Origin of the sequence: Telmatocola sphagniphila (assembly GCF_018398935.1) — a bacterium.
Lineage (GTDB): Bacteria > Planctomycetota > Planctomycetia > Gemmatales > Gemmataceae > Telmatocola > Telmatocola sphagniphila.
In genome coordinates, this window is record NZ_CP074694.1 from 4,854,924 (window position 1) to 4,876,633 (window position 21,710).

The window sequence follows — 21,710 nt, forward strand, 5'->3', positions numbered from 1 at the left end:
CATTAGCTCTAGAATGTATTGAGAGCTAATGCGAAATTTATATGGGCGCTATTTTTTTCGCGCTGTCTATTCGCTTTCCAATATCGAGTGATCAATTTCTGATATCTAGCAATCAAAATGCTGTTTTTTCGAGCCTAGAGACTTCTTTTCCGACTTGCTACTTTGGCACAATTGCTGCCTTGATATTGGCGACGCGTTCCGGACAATGAATAAGCTGTTGGTTGACTTACTCGATGACGCGCTTAGACGATATCTCTCGTATTCCCGCTTTGAAACCGCCCCAGGACTGGCTATTTCGCTTGCAGTGCGATCTGGAGCAAAAACATTGCAATGGAATCAAAAATCTTCATCTGGCCCTGCGAAAAGGCGTCATCGAAGTTTTTGGTCAAGCGAACAGTTTTTACGACAAACAGCTACTGGCAGAATCGCTCCGCAAAAGTTCCCGTTTCCCCATTTCCACTCAAGGTGTGTCGGTCATAAAGCCCACCGGCTTATCGCAGCCGGTCAACTATTTTCCATTACTTCTCCTGAGGGAATGGATGGTCGCTCACGGGAAGCCGAACAAAATGGCTAAATCTGATCAGTTCCCGGGATCGGGGTCGAATGTCCTGATCGCGGGAAGCGACGATTTCTGGCGCAGCGAATCCGCCAACCGCCTCCGACGCAATGGGTTCCGGGTCTGTATGGCCAAGAACGGTCTGGAATGTCTGGAAATTCTTCGCAAGCAACCGACCGAAATTCTGGTGTTGAGCGATCGGCTACTCTGGGGAGGGATCGCCGGGGTCGTCGAGGCGATGGACCAGGAAGAGCTCCATCCCACCGTCTGCACACTCTACTGCGGTTTCGCCGGCAAAACTTCCGATGCGGTCATCCACATCCCCACACTCATGCTGGATGTTTATCTGATGCCGACGGATGCCGTGGAAGAAGTGGTTTCCTTTGTACGAAAAATGCTCAGTTCGAAAATTTCCGGTCCTTCCAAACGCGCTCCAGGCGATTCCGGGGAAGATCGACCCAGCAAACCCCGCTAGATTTAGGACGCGTGGCCTAAAGCGTTCTTCGTAAAAAAAAGAAGTGCCTCGCCGCGGATACTAGCGAGCGCGAATGGGAGATTGTGCCATGGCCGAGCCCCGAGAAATGCACCCGGAAGGGCTTCTTCTGAAATTGAAGCATCTGCGCAGCGATCTCATTCAGCTCGAAAACGATCTCGGCGGTTCGCTCGGTCAGATATCCCCCTCTTATACGCTCAGCGCTCTCAACCTATTGCATTACATCGCCCTGCGGCGCAACGATCTGCGGGAAATTCAGGAATCATTGACCGCATTGGGTTTATCTTCGCTGGGTCGTTCGGAAGGTTCCGTACTCGCCAATCTCGACAAGGTGCTGCTGCATCTGAGTCGAATGGTCGGCGATAAAAACGAAGAATTCAGCGGTTCGCACCTGAGCAATGCCCAGGCTCGGGCACTACTGGACGAGCATACCCGGGAACTTCTCGGCTCGCCGCGCGGCGACCGACTGGTTCGCATTATGGTCACTATGCCAGGCGAAGCCGCTACCGATTATAACTTGATCCGCGATCTGCTCGCGCAGGGCATGGATTGCATGCGGATCAATTGCGCCCACGACGATCAGGAAATTTGGGGCAAAATGATCGAACACCTGAAGAAAGCGCGAGAAGAACTCGGTTTGGAATGTCGAATACTTATGGATTTAGCAGGTCCGAAGCTGCGCACCGGCCCGATGGGAGAAGGCCCGCGCGTTGTGAAGTTCCGTCCGCATCGCAACGAGCTCGGAAGAGTCACCGCCCCGGCCCGCGTCTGGCTCTGGGCCTCGGAGCATCCGAAGCCGCCGAGACTCAAAGCCGATGAGTCAGCCCCCGACGCACAGATTCCAGTTCCCCTCGACTGGTTGAAAAAAATCCGGCGGGGTGATCGCATCGAATTCCGGGATAGCCGACGAAAAAAGCGTTCTCTCAAAGTCAGTCGGGTCACCGTACAGGGAGTCTGGGCCGAATCGAATAGCACCTGTTACCTGACCACCGGAACCAAGCTCCACCTGCTCCACAAAAAGCCGGAAAGTCGCAAGGAGAGTAAGCACCTCGGCTTGGTAGGTGAACTGCCCGAGAAGCCCGTGCGGATCCACTTGAATAAAGGCGATATTCTGGTGATGCGGAAGGACATTCTTCCTGGTACGGCGGCCAAGGTCGATCCGGATACCGGTAAAAAATTGCCCGCCCGCATCAGTTGCACACTACCGCAGATCTTCGAAGACGTTCAGGAAGGGGAATCGATCTGGTTCGATGACGGAAAAATTGGCGGTGTCATTCACAAGGTGCACGCCGAGACGATCGACATCGAAATCACCCAGACCTCTCCCGGGGGCGATGAACTGGGGGCGGACAAAGGAATTAATTTACCCGATACGCATATCCGACTGCCTGCTTTGACCGAGAAAGATATTGAGGATTTGCGCTTCGTGGCCTCGCATGCGGATCTCGTTGGCTATTCGTTTGTGAACGATGCCGAGGATGTTCGCTCGCTGCAAAAACATCTGGGCGAGTGCGGCGGTTCTCATCTGGGCATTGTCCTGAAGATCGAAACCAAGCGGGCCTTCGAGCACCTCCCCCTGCTGATCCTGACGGCCATGCGCTCCAAGCACCTGGGAGTGATGATCGCTCGCGGTGATCTGGCCGTGGAGTGCGGCTTTGAAAGACTCGCGGAAGTGCAGGAAGAAATCCTGTGGGTGTGTGAAGCCGCACACGTTCCGGTGATCTGGGCCACACAAGTTCTGGAAAATCTGGCCAAGACCGGCCGGCCCTCCCGAGCGGAAATCACCGATGCCGCCATGGGCGAGCGGGCGGAGTGCGTGATGCTCAACAAAGGGCCGCACATTCGCGAAGCGGTGCAACTGTTGGCCAATATTCTGATGCGAATGCAAGCGCATCAATTTAAAAAGCGAGCTCAGTTGCGTCGACTCAATGTGGCCGATCTTTTTTCACTAGCCACGAAACAGGCCCAGGATTTGCAAACAGTGCTGGAGGAACCACCACAAACTGTTAAATGAAAGGGCCCAGCTATGAGGTTGAATACTCAGGAAGTGAAAAACTTGCAGCTTCGCCTGCAAAAAATGGTCTCCCATAACCGTCAACTTCAGTCGGAACTCGATCGGGAACTGACACACGAAACGGTGGATAGCTCGCGCGAAACAACGGTCGATCCTCTTTCGAGTGAGATCAACGATCTGCGTGGCCACCAGGGCGATGATGAAGTGACATTGGGATCGCTGCGCATTGAACAGGACATGGATCGGGAAATTCAATCCGCACTCGATCGAATCGAACAGGGAACATACGGAATTTGCGAGCACTGCAGTAAGCCGATCAGCAAACGCCGTTTAAACGCTCTGCCTTACGCCCGACGCTGTCTGCACTGCGAAGCGGCGGAAAATTTCGTACGAGCTTAAACTCGATCTGACTGCGATAGGTCGGGCTCCGTTCATTGAGTCCGACCTCCATTTTTAGTGATAAATAGTTATCCACTCTGTCTAGCCACTTGCCGCGCTTTATCGTCGAAAAATGCATTTCCCCAAGCAATTGAGAATTATTTGAACAGGTACGAAGCTTGCAATTGCGAGTGCGAAGCCCGTGCACCTGGATACCGGGATTTTAATAACTCCAGATCGATAGGATCCTTTATGGATATTTTCAAAAACTCCGATCTTAAGGAACTGATTGCCGATCGGAATGCTCCCTGCGTTTCGATCTATGCCCCCACTCAGAAAGGCGGCAAAGGCCTCGACCTCAGTCACTGGAAGCACCTGCTCGAAAACGCCGAGCGGCAACTGACTGCCTGGAATTGCCCGGCCGAACAAAGGGATAGCCTTCTGGACCCGGCTTATTCCCTTTTGAAAGACGAGGAATTCTGGAAGTATACTTCGGAGGGATTGGCTCTATTTATCGCTCCCGAGTTCCTGCGTGCGTATCGCCTACCGTTTCCTTTCGCCGAAAAAACGCAAGTCTCCCACTCGTTCTATATCAAGCCGCTGATTCCCTGGGTGCAGGACGATGGCCGCTTTTACATTCTGGCTTTGAGTCAGAATCACGTTCGACTTCTGGAAGCCACGCGACATGCCGTGCACGAATTGAAGCCGGGGGCTCCGACCAGCAAGGCGGAGGCGAATCAGAATCACGAACATGAAAATCTGCTGAACCTCCACACCCATCACGATGCGGCGGGCAAAGCCATGCACGCGGTCTTCCACAGCCAGGGCGGCGACGACACTCGAAAGAAAGAACTGCTGCACTTCTTCCAGAAGATCGATCATTCGATTTGCGGCTATCTCGGGAATTCCCAAGCGCCTTTGATCGTCGCTACAGTCGAATACATGTTGCCGATCTATCGGGAAGCCAGCAAATATCCCCATCTGCTCAACCAGGGTATAGCGGGAAATCCCGCTCATTGGAATGCAACTGAATTACAATCTCGTGCGCTTCCGTTAGTGGAACCGATCTTTGAAGCGCGGACAACAAAAGCTGTAGCGAAGTTTCACGAATGGGCCGGCTCCGGCTTGACGACCCCGGAACTGGACGTGATCCTCCCGGCTGCTAAGCAAGGCAACCTGCAATCGTTACTCCTGGTCCCTGATCAGGACATCTGGGGTAATTACGATGCCCAGACCCAAACCGTGGAAGTGCACCAGACACCGGAACCGGGCGATGCCGAGCTCGGCAACCTCGCGGCCATCTACACGCTGCAGCACAACCACGCCGTGCATAGCGTGGCTCCTCAAAAGTTCTTCGACGGTTCGCCGGTCGTGGGAGTTTATTTCTACGCCGGCTTGAACAATGCCCAGTCGCGAGCGAAACGCGTCGAGAAAAATTCGGTCTAAAGCCTTTGGATGGAAAGTAGTTGAACCGTGACCTGGATAGCCGTGAAAATGCTGATGGGAGATCGTAGCAAATACTTCGCTCTGATCTTCGGCATCACCTTCGCCTGCTTTTTGATCACCGAGCAAAGCGCCATTTTTTGCGGCGTGATGCTGCGAACCACCGGTATGATTCGCGACACCCGCGGTGCGGATATCTGGGTCATGAATCCGGAAGTCCGCTACTTCGACGACGTCAAAGCCATTTCCGATAACGATGTCTTTCGCGTTCGCAGCGTTCCTGGCGTCGCCTGGGCCGTGAATCTCTATCGCGGTTCCGGCCAGGCCCAACTCGAATCGGGCAAATATCAGCAGCTCATTCTGATGGGTGTGGATGACAGCAGCCTGACCGGCGTACCGATCGATTTAATTGTCGGCGATATCGGCGATCTGCAAAATCCCGATGCCATTCTCGTGGACGAAGCGGGCTTTAAACAGATGTGGCCCAACGAACCCATCCACACAGGCAAAGTGATCGAGATGAATGATCGGCGGGCGGTCGTTGTCGGCGTCTTTCGAGCTTCCCAAACTTTCATGACCATGCCGGTCGTCTACACCCGCTTCAGTCAGGCGACCCTGTTCGTTCCGCCGGCCCGCCGGATGATGCCGTTCGTGCTCGCCAAATGTGAACCCGATATTCCGCCCGAACAGGTAGCTCGGTCTATTCACGAACAAACGGGGTTAAAAGCGCTGACTAATCAAGGCTTCGGCAAATTAACGATGTTCTACTATCTGGCCCACACCGGCATTCCGGTGAATTTTGGAACCACGGTGATTCTCGCTTTTCTGGTGGGCTGCGCGATCGCCGGTCAGACGTTTTATCTGTTCACAGTCGAAAATATCAAGCAATTTGGCGCCCTCAAGGCGATGGGAATGAGCGATCGCCGGATCGTCGGCATGATTCTGATCCAAGCTTCTATCGTCGGCGGCATCGGTTTCGGGTTAGGTATCGGCCTGGCAACTCTCTACGGCATGTTCGCGGTGAAAAGCATGCCGCTGCTGGCCTTTTTCCTGCCCTGGCAGGTCCTTGGCATCACGGCCCTGGCGATGGTCTTTATTTCACTGCTCGCCAGCTTCCTCAGCATCCACAAAGTGCTGGTTCTCGAACCGAGTATAGTTTTCCAAGGTTAAGCATGCGAACCCAGGACACTAGTGCTGAAGGAGTGAAGTGCCGGGCTCTGACCAAAGAGTACAGCAGCGGCCCCTCGCGCGTCCTGGCGTTGCGGGGTATCGAAGTCGAAATCCAACCGGGAGAATTGACTCTCCTGGTCGGACCCAGCGGCTGCGGCAAAACGACGCTGATCTCGATCATGGCCGGGACGCTGAACCCGACGGCCGGGCAAGTTTCCGTGTTCGGCACGGAGCTCACCCAGCTTTCCAAAAAAGAGGTCACTGACTTTCGCGCCAAAAATATCGGCTTCGTCTTTCAACAGTTCAATCTGCTTCCTTCTTTAACGGCCGCGGAAAATGTCTCGGTGCCGCTAGTCATCAATGGCTGGTCCAAAGCGGCCGCGATCGAAAAATCGGCTGCCGTGTTAAAAGCGGTTGGCCTCGGAGATCGATTGCACAGTCTCCCCTCGCAAATGTCCGGTGGCCAACAACAGCGCGTGGCTATCGCCCGGGGTTTGGTCCACGAACCTCGACTGTTGGTTTGCGATGAACCGACCTCGGCCGTCGACGCGGCTTCCGGGCACGCCATTATGCAGCTGATTCGCTCGGTGGCGATGCAACCCAATCGCGTCGCCCTGGTGGTCACGCACGATCCGCGTGTGTTCGATTTTGCCGATCGCATCATCACTCTGGAAGATGGTCGCGTGCAAGGTGAAAAGCGCCAGTCGGTCGATCCGCAATTGCTTCAGACGAAACATGAGGTGGTTCATGCTTAACAAATTGACCAAATATGTGTTTCCGATGCTGGCCGTAGCCTTTGGAATATTCGCCCTCCTGCACGCCCTGGCCATGCAGAAACCGGAACCTGAAGGGCATCCGCCCGTCAGCCCATCGCTATCCCCCTTTGGCAATACCGTCGCGGGTGTTGGGATGATCGAATCGAATTCGGAAGCCAGCGGTACCAGTGTGATTTCCATCGGTTCGCAATTGGCGGGGGCGGTCGACAAAATCTATGTTCGGATGCAACAGGAAGTCAAAGAGGGTGACCTGCTGTTCGAGCTGGATAAACGGCAGATGGAAGCTCAGGTGAAAGTCAGTCAGGCCAACCTGGAAGCCGCTCAGGCGCAGTTGCGAAAATTGGAATTGCAGCCGCGCAAAGAAGAAATTCCGCCTCTGGAAGCTCAGATTGAAGCGGCGGTCGCCAATGTGAAATCCACCAAAGATCAAATGGAACGGGACAAGGCGATTCCGCCTAGCACTGCCATCGCGGAGCAGCAGCGGGTTGCCGATTTGCAGGCTTACAATAATGCCGTGGCTTTACTCGGTGTCGCGAAAGCCAACTTGGCTTTGTTGAAGGCGGGAGCGTGGGCGCCCGATATCAAAATCGCGCAAACCAGCGTCGCACAGGCGCAGGCTCAACTCGATCAGGCGAAGACCAATCTGGCCCTGCTGCAAGTTCGAGCCCCGTCCGACGGCACCATTTTGCAGTTGAATATCCGCGCCGGCGAATATGTTTCGACGATGGGTAGCCAATCGCTGATCTTGATGGGTAATCTCAAACCGCTCCATGTGCGCGTGAGCATCGATGAAGAAGATTTGCCCCGTTTGATTCTCAATGCCCCTGCGACAGCGAAAATTCGCGGCGACATCAAGCAGCAGAATATCCCTTTAAGATTCGTGCGTCTTGAGCCCTATGTCGTACCTAAAGTGTCCCTGACCGGCATTAATACGGAACGGGTCGATACCCGTGTGGTCCAGTTGATTTATGCGATTGAGACCGACCCGAAGCGGCCAATAGATGGCAAAATGCTGGTCGGCCAGATCGTGGATGTGTTCATCGATACGAAAAAGGTGAGCGAGTGATCAAAAGGGACTGAATGATTGTAAGATCGGATTCTTTTACCCTTTGAATTTTTGAGAATCCGCTGCACAAATCGATAGTTTGAGATCGAGATGTGCACTCCCCTCTTCTGAAACAATCCTTCCCCGCCGGCGTCCTCTCAATGTCTGGGGGGTTCGCGTTTTTTCGCGAACCTTAAAAATTCGAAAACTGGGATTGCACTTACCCGCGAGTTACAATGCGAACGATTGACTGCATCCAACAAGGAGTGCCAGCCATGTCCCGAATTCTGTACGCTTCTCTTCTGACTGCCCTGATTATCTCTTCTCTAAAGGCCGATGATCCGGCGAAAAGCACGACTCCCTCTGCCGAGAGTGCTTCACTCCCTCGCTACAAGCTGACACCGGGAATCGAATTGAACTATTTCTCACGATCTAGCTTCAAGTATGGAGAAGGAAAAGCTCAAGGCGAACATTTAACGACGGATAAAGATACTCTGTGGGTACTCCGAAAAAATTCGGATGGGAGTTTTCGAATTTTGCATCGGAATGTCAGTAAGTTCACCCAAGTCCGAGAGGGTAAAGAGTGGGGCGGGCAGACGAGCAATTCTGTTGTTTATGTAGACATGTTTACGGATGGCCGGATTCTCCCGAACTCGACCATTCAATATCACGGCAGTCCAGAAATGATGTTTCCCCGGCTACCCAAAGATTTGAAGGAAGCCCAGTCGGGATGGAACACCACCGAGGAAGATTCGACGATTTCCGCAAAACCTAATGGCAATAGATTCGTAGTGACCCAGACGGATCTATTCTCCAAGATCTATCTTTCCTCCAAAACGATCACATATACATTTGATGCGAAATCGGGATTTATCTCCAATTTTGAAGTTACAACCAAACAAGGTTACGGCTTCAATGGCAAGGGAACGGGAACCGGCGAACTGACCTCGCAAAAAACTCTTCCCGAGGCCGAACTGACCAAGTTGACTGCCGATACGGACAACTATTTCAAGTCTTTGGAGAAATACGAAGAACTGACCACGGCCGCCGCGAAACTGGAACCGGAAAAATGCAAAGAATCTCTGGGGAAAGGGAAGGAGATTCTCAAGAACGCCCTGGCAAGTATCAATCAGGCCGATTTGAAGAAGGACCTGGAGAAGAAGATCGAAGAGCATGATCGAATGACGAATTATTACGTCGAGGAGGCGACTACTCGAGCCAAGATTGTCGGAAAACCGGCTCACGAGTTCAAGGCCGACGATCTGGAAGCGAAGGCATTCGAGTTGAATAAAATGCGCGGCAAAGTCGTGATTCTCGACTTCTGGTATCGCGGCTGCGGCTGGTGTGTCAAAGCCATGCCCCAGATGAATCAGCTCACGGCTGATTTCGCCGACAAACCGGTCGCTATCCTGGGCATGAATACCGATAGCAATAAGGAAGACGCCGAGTTTGTTGTAAAAGAAATGGCTTTGAAGTACCGGACTCTTCGAGTCGAACACGAAATGAGTAAGCACTTCGGTGTACGGGGATTCCCGAGTTTAGTCATCATCGATAAGAAGGGCATTGTGCGCGACATCCACGTCGGTTACAGCAAGACTTTACGCGAGGAAGTGGGCAAAACCATCCGGGAACTTTTGGCGGAGTGATTACTGCCGACATTGATTGACCCAGACTGGATTCGTTCGGTCTGGGAAATTGGCAGATCGTCATATTGCCGGGTTATGCCAGTCGCTAGTGGATTGGCATATAGAAAATCACCTTATCTGCCCGATGCAGCCCCATTCATCATCTCAAATTCCTTGCAGTACTCCCTATTGTTAAAATCGAAGTAGAGCTCTTCTTTGAGAACGCGGACACGGACTAGATCTTTGGATAGTATGTCGTACAGAAAATAAGGAAGCATAAACAGGGAACCAATCCCCAACGCGGCTGCGAGTCCCCACTTACCTACATGCGGAATCCCCACCAAAACAATGGCTCCCGCAACAATTCCCAGTAAACATCCCAGATTCCCCAGCAGCATACGAAGCGTTTTCGATCGGCGGATTACCTTGTGACAATTCCAACAAACCGGCACTTCGAACCGGAATCGCTTTCCCGGTAACCAGTTCGCCCAATCCGCCAATCCAAACGAGTTGACCGAATAGGGAAAGATCTGGCTGGACGGAGACATGCCGCAGCCGACACAGCGCGGCGGAAACTTCGGCTGTTTTTTTCGAAAGTGAGGCCGAGTATTCACCCAACATAGTGGTTACCGGTCGAAAGGACTTGGGGAGCAATGAACTCGCTACTTAATGCTTTAAGGCAGCGGGTTGAGCCGCTGCCTTAGGGAAATCATATTCGCCGCTATTAGGCGTTATAAGTTGTCGAAGAGGTCGTGCCGCCGCGACCAGTCCAGTTGGTATGATGGAACTGACCGCGCGGCGTATCGATTCGTTCGTAGGTATGGGCTCCGAAGTAATCGCGCTGGGCCTGCAGCAGGTTGGCCGGCAATTGATCACAGCGATAGGAATCGTAGAAGGCCAGGGCGGTACTGAACGCCGGTGTTGGAATCCCGGCCAGGACCGCCGCCGAGATCGTCTGGCGCCAGCCCGTTTGACACTTCTCGATTTCTCCCGTGAAATACGGGTCGAGCAGCAGATTCGTCAGATTCGCATTCTTGACAAAGGCATCCTTGATCTTACCCAGGAATGCGCTGCGAATGATGCAGCCGCCGCGCCACATCAGGGCGATGCCGCCGTAGTTGAGGTTCCACTTGTACTCCGCCGCCGCGGCCTTCATCAGCATATAACCCTGGGTGTAGCTAATGATCTTGGAGGCATAGAGGGCATCGCGAATCGCGTTGACGATCGTGTTTTTGTCTCCAGGGATTTTGCCGTTAGGCCCCTTGAGAATTTTCGAGGCCGTGGTCCGTTCCGATTTCAACGAGGAGACGCAACGACTGAAAACGGCTTCGGCGATCAGGGTGATCGGGATGCCGCAGTCGAGAGCACTGTTCACGGTCCACTTGCCGGTACCCTTTTGGCCAGCGGCATCGAGGATCTTATCGACCATTGGCTTGTTATCGGTGTCCTTGTAAGCCAGAATGTCGCGGGTGATTTCGATGAGGTAGGAATCGAGGACGCCCTTATTCCACTCGGCAAAGACATCGTGCATCTCGGCGACCGACATTCCCAGGCCGTCGCGCATGATCTGGAAGGCTTCACAGATCAGCTGCATGTCGCCATATTCAATGCCATTGTGAACCATTTTCACGAAGTGCCCGGCGCCGCCTTCACCGACCCAATCGCAACAGGGGGTGCCGCCTTCGACTTTCGCGGAAACATCCTGGAAGATGTTTTTGACGGCGGGCCAGGCCGCGGGGGAACCGCCCGGCATGATGCTGGGACCGCGCCGAGCCCCTTCTTCGCCTCCGGAAACGCCCGTGCCGATGTAGAGAAGGCCCTTGGCCTCCACTTCTTTGACCCGGCGGGCACTGTCCTGATAGAGGGAGTTGCCGCCGTCGATGATAATGTCGCCCGGTTCGAGGTGGGGAATCAGGAGTTCGATGAAATCGTCCACGGCCTGACCAGCTTTGACCAGCAGCATCACACGCCGGGGCCGTTTGAGCAGTTTGCACAATTGCTCGATGGAATGGGCGCCGATGACTTTGGTTCCCTTGGCTTCGTGCGCCAGGAATTCATCGACCTTGGAAACGGTGCGATTATAGACAGCCACGGTATAGCCGTGATCGTTCATATTCAGGACCAGATTCTGGCCCATCACGGCCAGGCCAATCAAGGCAAAATCAGCTTGCGGTTCAGCCATTGTCATCACTCTCCCGAAATAGCGGTATCAACTCGAAATATCATCTTAGGAGTCGTTCGAACGGCAAAAAGAGCAGAAAGGGAGTGTCGGGGCGGAAACTCCGATCGCTGGCCCGCGAAATCACAAAGAAGGCCCGGTATCGCCCGGCAGCATGATTCTTCGGATCAGTTTAATGGGCAGCCCTCCCTGCTTCACGAACGTATTGTGGAATTCTTCGAGGGAAAAAGCGTTCCCTTTCAGCTTGCGGTACTCTTCGCGCAACTTGTAAATCTGAAGTTTGCCCAAAGTGTAGTAGAGGTATGTCGGATTGTACGCACCTCGCCGGGCTTCCTCGAAAGCAGTCGAGTGTTCCTGAAATCCTTTTTCCTGGAAGTACTTGGTGCCGTCTTCCAGCGTCATGCCCAGGGTGTGCATGCGGATGCCGACGACAAATCGGCAATCGCGCAGGAGAGCTTCCGAGAGCTGCGCCAACTGAATTTTCGGATCGCCCTCGCCGTAGCCTTCCTCCAGCATCATCTGCTCGCCGTAGTGAGCCCAGCCTTCCACGTTCGAATTGGAATAGGTCAGCTTGCGGGTTTTGGTCGGGTATTGCTTCGCGTACAGAAACTGGATGTAGTGCCCGGGAAAGGCCTCGTGAATGGTCACGACTTCAAGAACGGGGAAGTTGAAAAGCCGCAAATGTTCCTCTTTCCGCTTGGCATCCCAATCTTTTTCCGGAGGAGTGATGTAGTAAAACGCTTCGGTCGCTTTGGTCTCATAGGCTCCGGGTGTATCCATCGAAGCAAAGCCGCCGTCCCGGGCATACGGGGGCGTTTCCATGATGGTCGGGCGGACTTCCGAGGGAATGGTTACGATTTTTTTGTCGATCAAGAACTTCCGAATCTTCTCGATGGTCCGTTTTCCGGCGGGTATCAAATCCTCTTCTGTCGGATGCTTATCGGAAAGTAGCTTCATCACCTCGGCTGGCGTTTTAGTCGGGTCGATCTTCTTGGCAGTCGCCACGAACTTATCGTAATCCTTCTTCAGGTTGGCTTCCCCAATCGCCAGAAGCTTATCCAGGGGAATATCGACCATCTCTTCGAAAAGAAGCTGCTTGGCAAATTTGTCTTTTCCGATGGCGAATTGGTTGGGCTTGGTGGTGGGCAGGAGATCTTTTTTCAACCAGCTGGCGGATTCTTCGAACGATTTGATCACGGCGGCGTTCGCCGTTTCGAATTCTTTCAGAAGTGCGGTATTGTTACCCGCCGCTTCTTTTGCCCAGTTGTACACATCGTCCTTGAAGAACCCGATCGACCCTTCGCCCATACGAATGGCCAGGTCGGTAAATTCGCGAGGAGGGTTGATCAAGTTCGCTTTCATCGACGTCTGGACGGCGGGGACAGCTTTCAACCTTGAGATCACCGACTTCAGTCTTTCCGCAGGCGGTGCGAAGGATCGTTTCATCAAATTGTCGATGGAGCTGGCCGGGCCGGAAATATAGCCCATGGGATTTCGCTTCCAGGTGCCGATGGTTACCAGATCGTGCAGCTCGGCTTTCATCAAATGATCGAGCATTTCTGCGTCAATTTTCTCGTCGAAAGAGAGCGAACCCTGCTGCAACTGAGCTAGTCGGGCCTGAAGGGCTTTGACCTTTTCGATTCGCAGCAGATAGGCTTCCTTGGAACTATCCTCGAGTTTGCCATCGTACTGGTGCAATCCCGCCGCCGTGGCGTCGGAAGGCTTCCAGGCGAAATAGGCATCGAAGTATTCGTCGACGAACGCCGCAAAGGCCTTATTGGGCTCATCCGCGCGAACGGCGGGCTGGCCAATCAGGGCCATGAGCGAAAGGGTCGTTATGCAGAACAAGGTGAAGCGACGCGTCATGCACTTATCTCCCGGGGTTTGCTGGTCGGAGTCGTTCTTCAAAATGATATGACGAACGCCGTCAAATATCCTTTTGCAATTGCAAATCCCTTCGTCTGGAGGTCTGAAAATCGGTTCTTCTGCTACAATACTGAGTTCATGGGTCGGGCCGACGATCGCTGCCGGGGCAACTCGGGAGAGGAAAGTCCGGGCTTCATAGAGCGCGGTGGCGGGTAACGCCCGCCATTCTGGGGATTGCGTCGACTCCGCGACCAATCTTTCGGGATAGAGAAAGTGCAACAGAAAGTATACCGCCGGCGGATGTCCGATCGAACGCCTTTGATCGGACTATCACACCGCAGGTAAGGGTGAAACGGCAGGGTAAGAGCCTACCAGCGGCGGGGTAACCCGTCGGCTCGGCAAACCTCACCGGAAGCAAAGCCAAACAGGGGGCAGGAGTGACTCGCTCCGTTACGACCTCCGGGTAGGCTGCTCGAGCCTGGGAGCAATCCCTGGCCTAGATAAATGGTCGTCGCTTAGGGGAAACCCCAAGTACAAAACCCGGCTTACAACCCGACCCATGAATTCGGAGTTTTTGAAATAAAATTGCTATCGACCGACGAGCATTTTGGTGATCGTGGGGACCAGAGCTCCCCCCAGAAGGAGGATCCCGGCGGCCGTACCGCCGCCCCAGAGCACCCAGAAAATTGTTTTTTCGCCGTAGATTGCTCGATTTCTGCTGCGGCGTCGTACCCGGCCTGAGGAAACCTTGGCGGGTGTGGAAGGAGCCACAATGGGCACGGTCCCACTCTCTTTGTCGGCGACTGCAGCGACCGGCATATTCAAATCGGCTTCGGACGGTGGGGGTTTCAGCCGATCCCACTCCGCTTTTCGCCGACGATACTTCACCACCAGAAAAGTCAGCCACAGTATAAAACTGACCGACCCGTAGGAAATTATGCTTCCCCAATACAAAATTCCGTTATAAGTACTTTCCAGCTTATAGGGAATGAAAGTCCCGTTCGCTGTCGCTTGTCCCTGGATCACGGTAACTTCGACCATCGGATGGGCTGCGCCATACGGGCTCAGCACAAATTTCTGCAGTGCGATGAGAGCTACCAGACACATAAAACCCAACAGAATGATCTTCAATTCCAATTGAACAACGGGTTTCTGGGCGAGTTTCTGCTTCCAGCTGAGGTTGGGAATATAACTCAATTCCCCCTGCGGGCCGTAATTGATCTTGGTATTACACTTGATGCAGCTGAACGATCGCTGGCTGCCGGGGATGCGTAGTTTGTTCTGACAGGTGGGACAAAAGAAATGCGGCATGGGTGATGGATAGAGATTTAATTTGGAACAGAATTACCATTACATATCCACGGCCCTTATCGTGGCAGCGCGAACCGATTTTGTCAACAAATATATGAATAGAATCTCCATGCATCGAAATTCGGCGCTCTTAAATCCGGAAGCCCGCAGGGTGGGACCCACGGGGAATTATGCGGAAGCAAAGCCAAACAGGGAGCCGGAGTGGGGCGGGCTCCATTACGACTTCCGGGTAGGCTGCTCAAGCCTGGGAGCAAGCCTTGACGTGAATGAAGGGTCGTCGCTCCGGGAAAACCGCAAGCTCAAAACCCAGCTTATAACCCGACCCCTAAATTCGGTGTTCATTCAATCAGTAAGTGGGATTATTTTTGCTCCCGAATCTGAAGATCTCGGATTTCAATCAGGTCTCCGGCCAAAGGTCCGGTTGGAAACTTGACCACTAATTCCATTTTTTTCCCGGTCCATTTCGCGGGCACCTGCACGGGCATGCGCGTAAATTGCCCGCATTGTATTGTCGACTTGGTTTTATCCAGAACCAGGCTACCCAACTCATTCAGGTCAATTTCACATACTGAGGGTTTTGAAATGATCGTCCCACTTTTCTCACTGGAACACATGTTTAAGCTCAAAAAATTGTCAGCGACGACCCTCGGGCGAGTCATGACTGTATCACCGGTGCGCAAACCTTTTTCGGGAAGTTCGACACTCATCTGCAATTTTAAACCGGGAAGGAGTTCGTACTTCGTTTTCTCTCCCGGTGTAACAGTGAGATTAAAGTCGTTCTTGGAATTATAAAAACTATAACTCCAGCTGTTGTACTTGCTCTCCGACAGGCTGAACGATAGACGTTCGAGGCGATATTTTCCCGCGGGTAATGAGGCAACTTTTTCGATGTCGGTCAATGGGATCCATTCCCCCCATTCGCTCACGAGGCTGAGCTGGACATCCGACGGTTTAGCTTTGACAGTCCGGGTTAGGACGAATTCCATCTCCCCTTTCAGGTCGGGTCTACGCGTGACTTCGATTCTGTCTCCCGCGGCGTTCGGTTTCAAAATATACTTCACTCCTTTTATTTCCATCGCCGATCCCACGGTCACCTGCTCGGTGAGGGGATCGAATTTCCCATCACCATCGAGATCCACCCATAAGCGGTCGACACCCACCCGATGAAAGCAACCATCCCCATCGCCATCCAGAAGCCGATAGTTGTAGTTCTTTCCGGCAATCTCCACTTCTCCCGCGATGAATCCGCGGATGCAAAAGACCGGATCATCGCCTCGCAAGCGGACCATTAAGGTTCGCGATTTGCCATCGACTTGAATAGTGATCTCGATAGGCTTCGATGTGAGGTTGAATCGCTCCTTCTCGGATATTTTTCCATCGGAATTCAAATCGATTGCCAGAGTAGCAGTCGACGATTGCCAAATCATGTTCAAATGATCCGAACCGGACGACCCGATTGGCAGGGTACTAGACTTCGACTCTTTAGCGAGAGGGTCGGACGGTTCAATTTTTAAAACGGGCTGGGCCGACCATTCCAAAGAGCGATAAAAAAGTGCCGAGCGGACTTCGATAGTGGTTTCGTCGCGAAGAATCGCTTTTGGCGGCTCCAGACATAGTAGGCAAAGAATCCAAAGCATTTGATTTCCTCAAAAAGCGGACTTTACCGATACGATTTGGAATCAGTCTCGCTCCAAATCATACCAGGGAAGCGATTCCCACCTCGAAAAATTTGTCATGCGGTCGCCGTCCTGGGTTAGGCTCTCCAGGAGTTCCGTGAGCCCGAGTCTGGAAAACGACTGCTGATTCAAACCTTTTGCGGATTCTCTTTTCACAGCGGCCAAGGCTTTCTCCGGATCGGTCAGCGCCAGAAGAAAAATCCCTTTTCGGTGTCCCGAAATCCATGCTTCGAGAATCGTATCGTCGGGATACACTCGATCCAGAAGGATTCGAGCTGTTTCAGGATCCGTGAACGCCAGCGCAAAGGCCGTGTGCATATTTGTTTCTTTTTGTTCATTCGCGCTCTGATTGGGTTCACTTCTAAAACTCAAGGTCCGAGCGATCAGCGCGTGCAGATCGGGGTAGCCCATTTGTTTCGCTTTGTAGACCGCCTGTCCGGCAAAAGCGGCTCGCCCTCCAAAATTTAACCAACTCCCAAAATCTTCCCCATGCGACTCCAGGAAGGCGAACGCACGATCGATCAATGAATAGGCTCCCGCAGGATTCTTCGCATGAATTTTCTGAGCGAGCTCGACCCATCCCTGAAAGCGAAAACATCCATCCTGGATGTCATCGATTAATTTCAATGCTTCATCGAAATCCTTTTCAGCCAGCAAAAGCGCCAATCGTATACGAACAATATGGGAAGAATATGCTAGTTCCTTCTTAAACAATTTCAGATTCTTTTTGGCGGCGGGATAATCGGTCTGGGCAAGTCCCAATAAAGATCTTTCGAGTCCGCGGTTGTAAAAGATAGGGTCGTCGCAGCTCTCGAGAATTTTCGAGGCTGCAGGCCAATCCATGATCGACAGGTGGCCAGCTACTTCACCGATCGCCTGATCATTCTTCTGACCCGCGGGTGCCTTTTTTAGATAATCTAACCCCTCCTCGAGGAGCTTTCTTCCCCCGGCTTTATTGCCCGCTTTCCAGGCTAATTCACCCGCTTCCGCCAGCCCGACAGAAATAAAGTAAACTTTCGAAGGATCGTACTTACGCGTTCGAAGGGCAGCTTCCTCCGCTAGTCGAAGACTTTTTTCTTTGTCGATTGGCAGCAATTGTTCGCCGAGTCGAACCAGTTTAAAACCCGGATAACTTTTATCCAACTGTAAAATGACGTCGATGGCGTCTTCGAGATTATCCTGCGCCAACTTCAGAAGTTGCTTCTGATTTATCAGCAAGGAAAGCCTTTTCTTTAAAGGGGCGACTTCCTTTTCGGTTGCCACCTCGATCCATTTTTTGGCAATCGCCGGGTCGAATTGGACCGCGATCTGGAAGATCGTTGCTCCCCAGCCATGCGTCGCCCGACTCTTCCAGAGCTCTTCCAAAATTTGCTCAAGGAATTTCTTTTCGCTCGCCAGATACTGATCGGATATTCGCGGCGGCTCGGGAGCCGGCTCACTTACTTTCCTCAATGTAAATGAAGCCTGGTCGTTGCTGGTGTTTACGAACGTCCAGCGGTATCCCTCTTTATTTGCCGTAAGAAAAATCCTTCCTTGCGGAAGAGCTTTCAACTCGAAGGAGCCCGTATCATCCGTCTGGGCGGAAAGCACTTTCGGAGTATCGCCCGAATTGCGGACGATCACATCGCGAATTGGTTGACCGTCTAAACCTCGTACGACGCCGCGCACAACTCGGTTGATTCTCGTGGCCTTGAAGTTATCGAACTCAATCGTTTCGCCCGGTTTTCCGCTTTTTTTATCATTAAAATTATCGCCGATCGGGTTGATGCCTTCCCCTTTGATGGCCACATAAAAATGCTGGCCCGGCCAATGCCCTCGAAAGGTGAATTTGCCTTCGGCATCCGTGTTGGACTGATCGATCAGTATCGAACTCCACAGGGCGAAATTACCTCCCTGAATTTGATAGTTCCAATATAGTTGAGCCTTTGCTCCCGTTATGGGTTTTCCGGCCTGATCGAGAACTTTTCCCTTGAAGGTCACACCGTTGGACTCGGTAACAGAAAATTTGGGTGATTTTCGATAGATCTCGGGATCCAGCGCTTCGGGTACGTTAACGGCCTGATCTTTGCGAATGTAGAAGGTGAGTGGAATATCGGGAGGTAAACCCGCAAGTTCGAACTCGCCATTCGTCCAAATGGCTTTATTTCGTTCACCGGGCATCTCAACGAAAACTGGACAATAAACTTTAAACGGCGCGGAAAGAGGTTGTCCTTTTTTATCCACCACACGGCCAGTGACTCGCTGTGTCGGAGTCAACTTTACATCGGGATTAGTGTGTTTTGCCCCTGGGGCTAGATCGATCGGTGACAGAACGGATCTGGTTTTAGGATTCATAGCCGGCGGCAGGTATCCCGCGACGCCGAAATAGTCGAACTGGACCGAGTAATTGGTACCGCCTTCACAATAGACCTTGTAAATGCCATTAACATCCGTTTTTACACGGTAGCTCTCCATGCTCGTACTCTGAGCGTTTTTTTCGCCGAATATCGAAAGGATATAGTTGGGGATCGGTTTATTCGTTACCGCCTCCAAAAGTCGCCCGGAGATTTCGGCACAGGGTTTGACCTGGAGAGTGAGTTCGGTTTTCTTCCCCGATTGAATTTTCACTTCGACAGGGGCTCCCAGATGAAACGGAATTTTTCCAGGATTCTTTATGCTGAATGTGTAAGTGCCGGGACCAATCCCCTCGATTTTTCCGTTTTGGATAGAAGAATCGAGACTGGACTGATAGTAATTCACTGCCGTTACGTCTTTTGAACCTTTGGGATCTCGTTTTTCAAAAAGCTGCCAGCTAAATTGTTTCAAAACTTCCGGATTGTTGAGTCCTTCGACGTTCAGCTGGAGACTTCCCGCAGGTGCGAGTTGATGAATCGGCTTCTCACCGGGTTTGAAAAAGATCGCGCCTCGACCGTAGACTTCATCCTTGAAGTAGACTTGCACGCCATAACCCTTGGGTACATTGCTAAATTTGAACCTTCCCTGTTCGTCCGTGACCGTTTCGTGATCCCCGAACCACTTCGGATAACGAAATGAGGTTGAACGCTGATTGACCCCGCGCTCTGGATCGCTGAGAACCTGCAGAAAGTTGAGAACGCACTTGGCGCCGACAATCGGCTTGCCCTCGGAATTGATGAGCGTCCGTTCTACAGTCGTCGGTTCGATTAGCTCGATTCGATCCTCTGCTTCAAGTACATCGTCAACTTCTCTGCGAGGTCTTATGTCCCCTTTCCTGAAATATCTACCGGTTTAGCCGTTTAAATCGCTATAGGAATTACCTTCTCTTTCTTAGGCGGGAATACCGCCAGAAGAGAGGCTATATGGATGAATTCAACCAGAATGCATTTGCGGAGAAAAGAGAAGAACAACCGAGAGCTGGTCCGACGGAGGATAGGGACCCGCTGTCCGCGGCTGCCGAAGTGGGGCGGGCGGAGCCGAGCGCCCCTGAGCGCAGCGAAGGGGAGCGACGCGGAGCCCGCCCCACTTCGGAGTCCTTTCCCGATGCGGGTCTGGATTTATCGGATTCCGTGGATTCCGAGGTAGAAGCCAGCCTTTCGAAGCGTAGGGAATTCCACTCGAGGTTATCGGGTCGGGGACCTGTTAAGGGACGGCGTTTGGTGAAAAAATCGACCGAACCCGTGCCGGCGATGACGGCGGAACAGCGGATTTTGTTGCTGGATACCTGGCAGCGGAGCGGCTTGCCCGCCGGCGATTTTGCTCCTTTGGTAGGCGTCTCGAAACACACGCTTTACGCATGGAAGAAGCGGTTTGAAATTTCTGGCCCGGCCGGATTGTTGGATCAGCCGCGGGGCAAACCTCCGGGCAGCCGCGTTCACGAGTTGACCAAGCGTACAATCCTGATGCTCAAAAAATCGAATCCGGAATGGGGGTGTCAGCGGATTAGCGACATGCTATTGCGAGGTCCGGCTTTACCGGCGAGTGCTTCGGCGGTGGCCCGGGTGCTGCATGAAGCCGGTTATCAACTGGAGCAGGCTCCGACGCGAGGGCATCCGGACAAGGTGCGGTCCTTCGAGCGGGCCCGTCCGAATCAGTTATGGCAAACTGATCTTTTCACATTTGTGTTAAAACGTCAGAATCGGCGCGTTCATTTGGTCGGGTTCATGGACGATCACAGTCGGTTTTTGGTCGGCTACGGCTTGCATGCGAGCCAGTCATCGGCTTTGGTGCTGGAGGTCTTGCGAGCTTCCATGGCTTCTTATGGAACGCCGGAGGAGATTCTCACCGACAACGGTACGCAGTATGTGACCTGGCGGGGTAAAAGTGCCTTCTCGAAGGAACTCGAAAAACGGGGCATTCGACAGGTAGTAGCGTCTCCGCGTCATCCGCAGACTTTGGGTAAGATCGAGCGGTTCTGGGGAACCTTGTGGCGTGAGTGCATCGAGAGTGCAATCTTCATCGACATGGGGGATGCTCAGCGTCGGATTGGGTTATTCATAGACCATTACAACTTCCAGAGGCCCCATCAGGGGATCGATGGTCTGGTGCCCGCGGACCGTTACTTCGGGGCGGCCTCGGAAGTGCGTCGGAGTCTTCAAACTCGGGTAGCCGCGAATGCCTTGGAGCTGGCTCGAAACGGGATTCCGAAGCAGCCGTTTTATCTGACCGGCCAGGTGGGAGGTCAGCCCTTCAGCGTCCATGCGGAAGGGGAACGGATGATCTTGACCCGGCCCGAAGGAGAACGGCGGGAGATAGACTTGGTGCCCCCTCCGCCGCCGGAATCGACTTCCCGAGACGAGTTGCCCAAGCCGGTCTGTCCGGTCGGCGAGGTGAGCAATCCTCAAAGCTTGGGTTCGGAAGAGCCGTCTTTGCCGGGGGAATCGCCGTTGGATGAGAGCTTGCGTCTGATCGAGGATATGTGGTCGATCCCGCCTGAGGGAGGTGACTTATGACGACTAATTCCGAGGCGAAAGCACCGCGTCGGTCTCGTTCGATAGGAGGTCCAAAACTGGGCGAGTCCTGCGGTCCGCAGGCGAAGCGTCTGGCTTCGGTGATACTGGAGGTACTCGCCGGGGCTCGCACTCCGACCGATGCGGCCACGGCGGTAGGAATCTCTTTGCCGAATTATTATCAGGTCGAAACGCGTGCCTTGCAGGGATTACTGAAAGCTTGCGAGCCGCGCCCCGCGGTCGAGTGCGGACCGATGCCAGCGAGTTAGCCTCC

General features: G+C 53.1%; 16 protein-coding genes and 1 other RNA gene. 11 read left to right on the forward strand and 6 right to left on the reverse strand.

What is annotated here, in order from left to right:
• Positions 1-233 precede the first annotated feature (233 nt).
• The 8 genes from KIH39_RS19505 (at position 234) to KIH39_RS19540 (ending at position 9,521) form a co-directional block, all read left to right on the forward strand.
• Positions 234-1,031 carry a hybrid sensor histidine kinase/response regulator gene (locus KIH39_RS19505; protein WP_213494901.1) on the forward strand — a complete coding sequence of 266 codons (798 nt, stop codon included), beginning with the start codon at positions 234-236 and terminating at the stop codon, positions 1,029-1,031.
• Between the two features lie 88 nt (positions 1,032-1,119).
• On the forward strand, positions 1,120-3,063 hold the full coding sequence (locus KIH39_RS19510) for a pyruvate kinase (RefSeq protein ID WP_213494902.1): 1,944 nt from the start codon (positions 1,120-1,122) through the stop codon (positions 3,061-3,063).
• Positions 3,064-3,075: 12 nt separating this feature from the next.
• Positions 3,076-3,462 carry a TraR/DksA family transcriptional regulator gene (locus KIH39_RS19515; RefSeq protein ID WP_213494903.1) on the forward strand — a complete coding sequence of 129 codons (387 nt, stop codon included), beginning with the start codon at positions 3,076-3,078 and terminating at the stop codon, positions 3,460-3,462.
• A gap of 231 nt (positions 3,463-3,693) precedes the next feature.
• Complete coding sequence (locus KIH39_RS19520; RefSeq protein WP_213494904.1) at positions 3,694-4,887, forward strand: baeRF3 domain-containing protein; 1,194 nt, start codon at positions 3,694-3,696, stop codon at positions 4,885-4,887.
• A 27-nt stretch (positions 4,888-4,914) separates the two neighbouring features.
• Positions 4,915-6,054, forward strand: coding sequence for an ABC transporter permease (locus tag KIH39_RS19525; protein WP_213494905.1), 1,140 nt, complete (start codon positions 4,915-4,917; stop codon positions 6,052-6,054).
• A gap of 2 nt (positions 6,055-6,056) precedes the next feature.
• Positions 6,057-6,809, forward strand: coding sequence for an ABC transporter ATP-binding protein (locus tag KIH39_RS19530; protein WP_246539351.1), 753 nt, complete (start codon positions 6,057-6,059; stop codon positions 6,807-6,809).
• Complete coding sequence (locus KIH39_RS19535) at positions 6,802-7,896, forward strand: HlyD family secretion protein (protein ID WP_213494906.1); 1,095 nt, start codon at positions 6,802-6,804, stop codon at positions 7,894-7,896. Before KIH39_RS19530 ends, KIH39_RS19535 begins: the two co-directional genes overlap by 8 nt.
• Before the next feature lie 254 nt (positions 7,897-8,150).
• Entirely contained in the window at positions 8,151-9,521 is a 1,371-nt protein-coding gene (locus KIH39_RS19540) for a TlpA family protein disulfide reductase (RefSeq protein WP_213494907.1), read from the forward strand.
• A 113-nt stretch (positions 9,522-9,634) separates the two neighbouring features.
• Here KIH39_RS19540 and KIH39_RS19545 read toward each other — a convergent pair whose 3' ends face one another.
• The 3 genes from KIH39_RS19545 to KIH39_RS19555 form a co-directional block, all read right to left on the reverse strand.
• Positions 9,635-10,048: a hypothetical protein gene (locus KIH39_RS19545; protein ID WP_213494908.1), complete on the reverse strand. Its 414-nt coding sequence runs from the start codon at positions 10,046-10,048 to the stop codon at positions 9,635-9,637.
• Between the two features lie 176 nt (positions 10,049-10,224).
• Complete coding sequence (gene gnd, locus KIH39_RS19550; RefSeq protein ID WP_213494909.1) at positions 10,225-11,682, reverse strand: decarboxylating NADP(+)-dependent phosphogluconate dehydrogenase; 1,458 nt, start codon at positions 11,680-11,682, stop codon at positions 10,225-10,227.
• Positions 11,683-11,802: 120 nt separating this feature from the next.
• The gene (locus KIH39_RS19555) at positions 11,803-13,545 is read right to left on the reverse strand and encodes a DUF885 domain-containing protein (RefSeq protein ID WP_213494910.1); all 1,743 of its coding nucleotides are present in this window, start codon (positions 13,543-13,545) and stop codon (positions 11,803-11,805) included.
• 139 nt (positions 13,546-13,684) lie between these two features.
• Between KIH39_RS19555 and rnpB the strand changes: the two genes are divergently transcribed.
• Positions 13,685-14,109, forward strand: an RNA gene (gene rnpB, locus KIH39_RS19560) — RNase P RNA component class A.
• Between the two features lie 24 nt (positions 14,110-14,133).
• Here the strand turns inward: rnpB and KIH39_RS19565 are convergent.
• The 3 genes from KIH39_RS19565 to KIH39_RS19575 form a co-directional block, all read right to left on the reverse strand.
• On the reverse strand, positions 14,134-14,856 hold the full coding sequence (locus KIH39_RS19565) for a hypothetical protein (RefSeq protein WP_213494911.1): 723 nt from the start codon (positions 14,854-14,856) through the stop codon (positions 14,134-14,136).
• 359 nt (positions 14,857-15,215) lie between these two features.
• Positions 15,216-16,493 carry a hypothetical protein gene (locus KIH39_RS19570; protein ID WP_213494912.1) on the reverse strand — a complete coding sequence of 426 codons (1,278 nt, stop codon included), beginning with the start codon at positions 16,491-16,493 and terminating at the stop codon, positions 15,216-15,218.
• Positions 16,494-16,535: 42 nt separating this feature from the next.
• Positions 16,536-19,472 (reverse strand): carboxypeptidase regulatory-like domain-containing protein, encoded by a 2,937-nt coding sequence (locus KIH39_RS19575; protein ID WP_213494913.1) that lies wholly within the window; start codon positions 19,470-19,472, stop codon positions 16,536-16,538.
• Between the two features lie 377 nt (positions 19,473-19,849).
• Between KIH39_RS19575 and KIH39_RS19580 the strand changes: the two genes are divergently transcribed.
• Complete coding sequence (locus tag KIH39_RS19580; RefSeq protein ID WP_213494914.1) at positions 19,850-21,439, forward strand: DDE-type integrase/transposase/recombinase; 1,590 nt, start codon at positions 19,850-19,852, stop codon at positions 21,437-21,439.
• On the forward strand, positions 21,436-21,705 hold the full coding sequence (locus tag KIH39_RS19585) for a hypothetical protein (RefSeq protein ID WP_213494915.1): 270 nt from the start codon (positions 21,436-21,438) through the stop codon (positions 21,703-21,705). Before KIH39_RS19580 ends, KIH39_RS19585 begins: the two co-directional genes overlap by 4 nt.
• Positions 21,706-21,710: the final 5 nt, after the last annotated feature.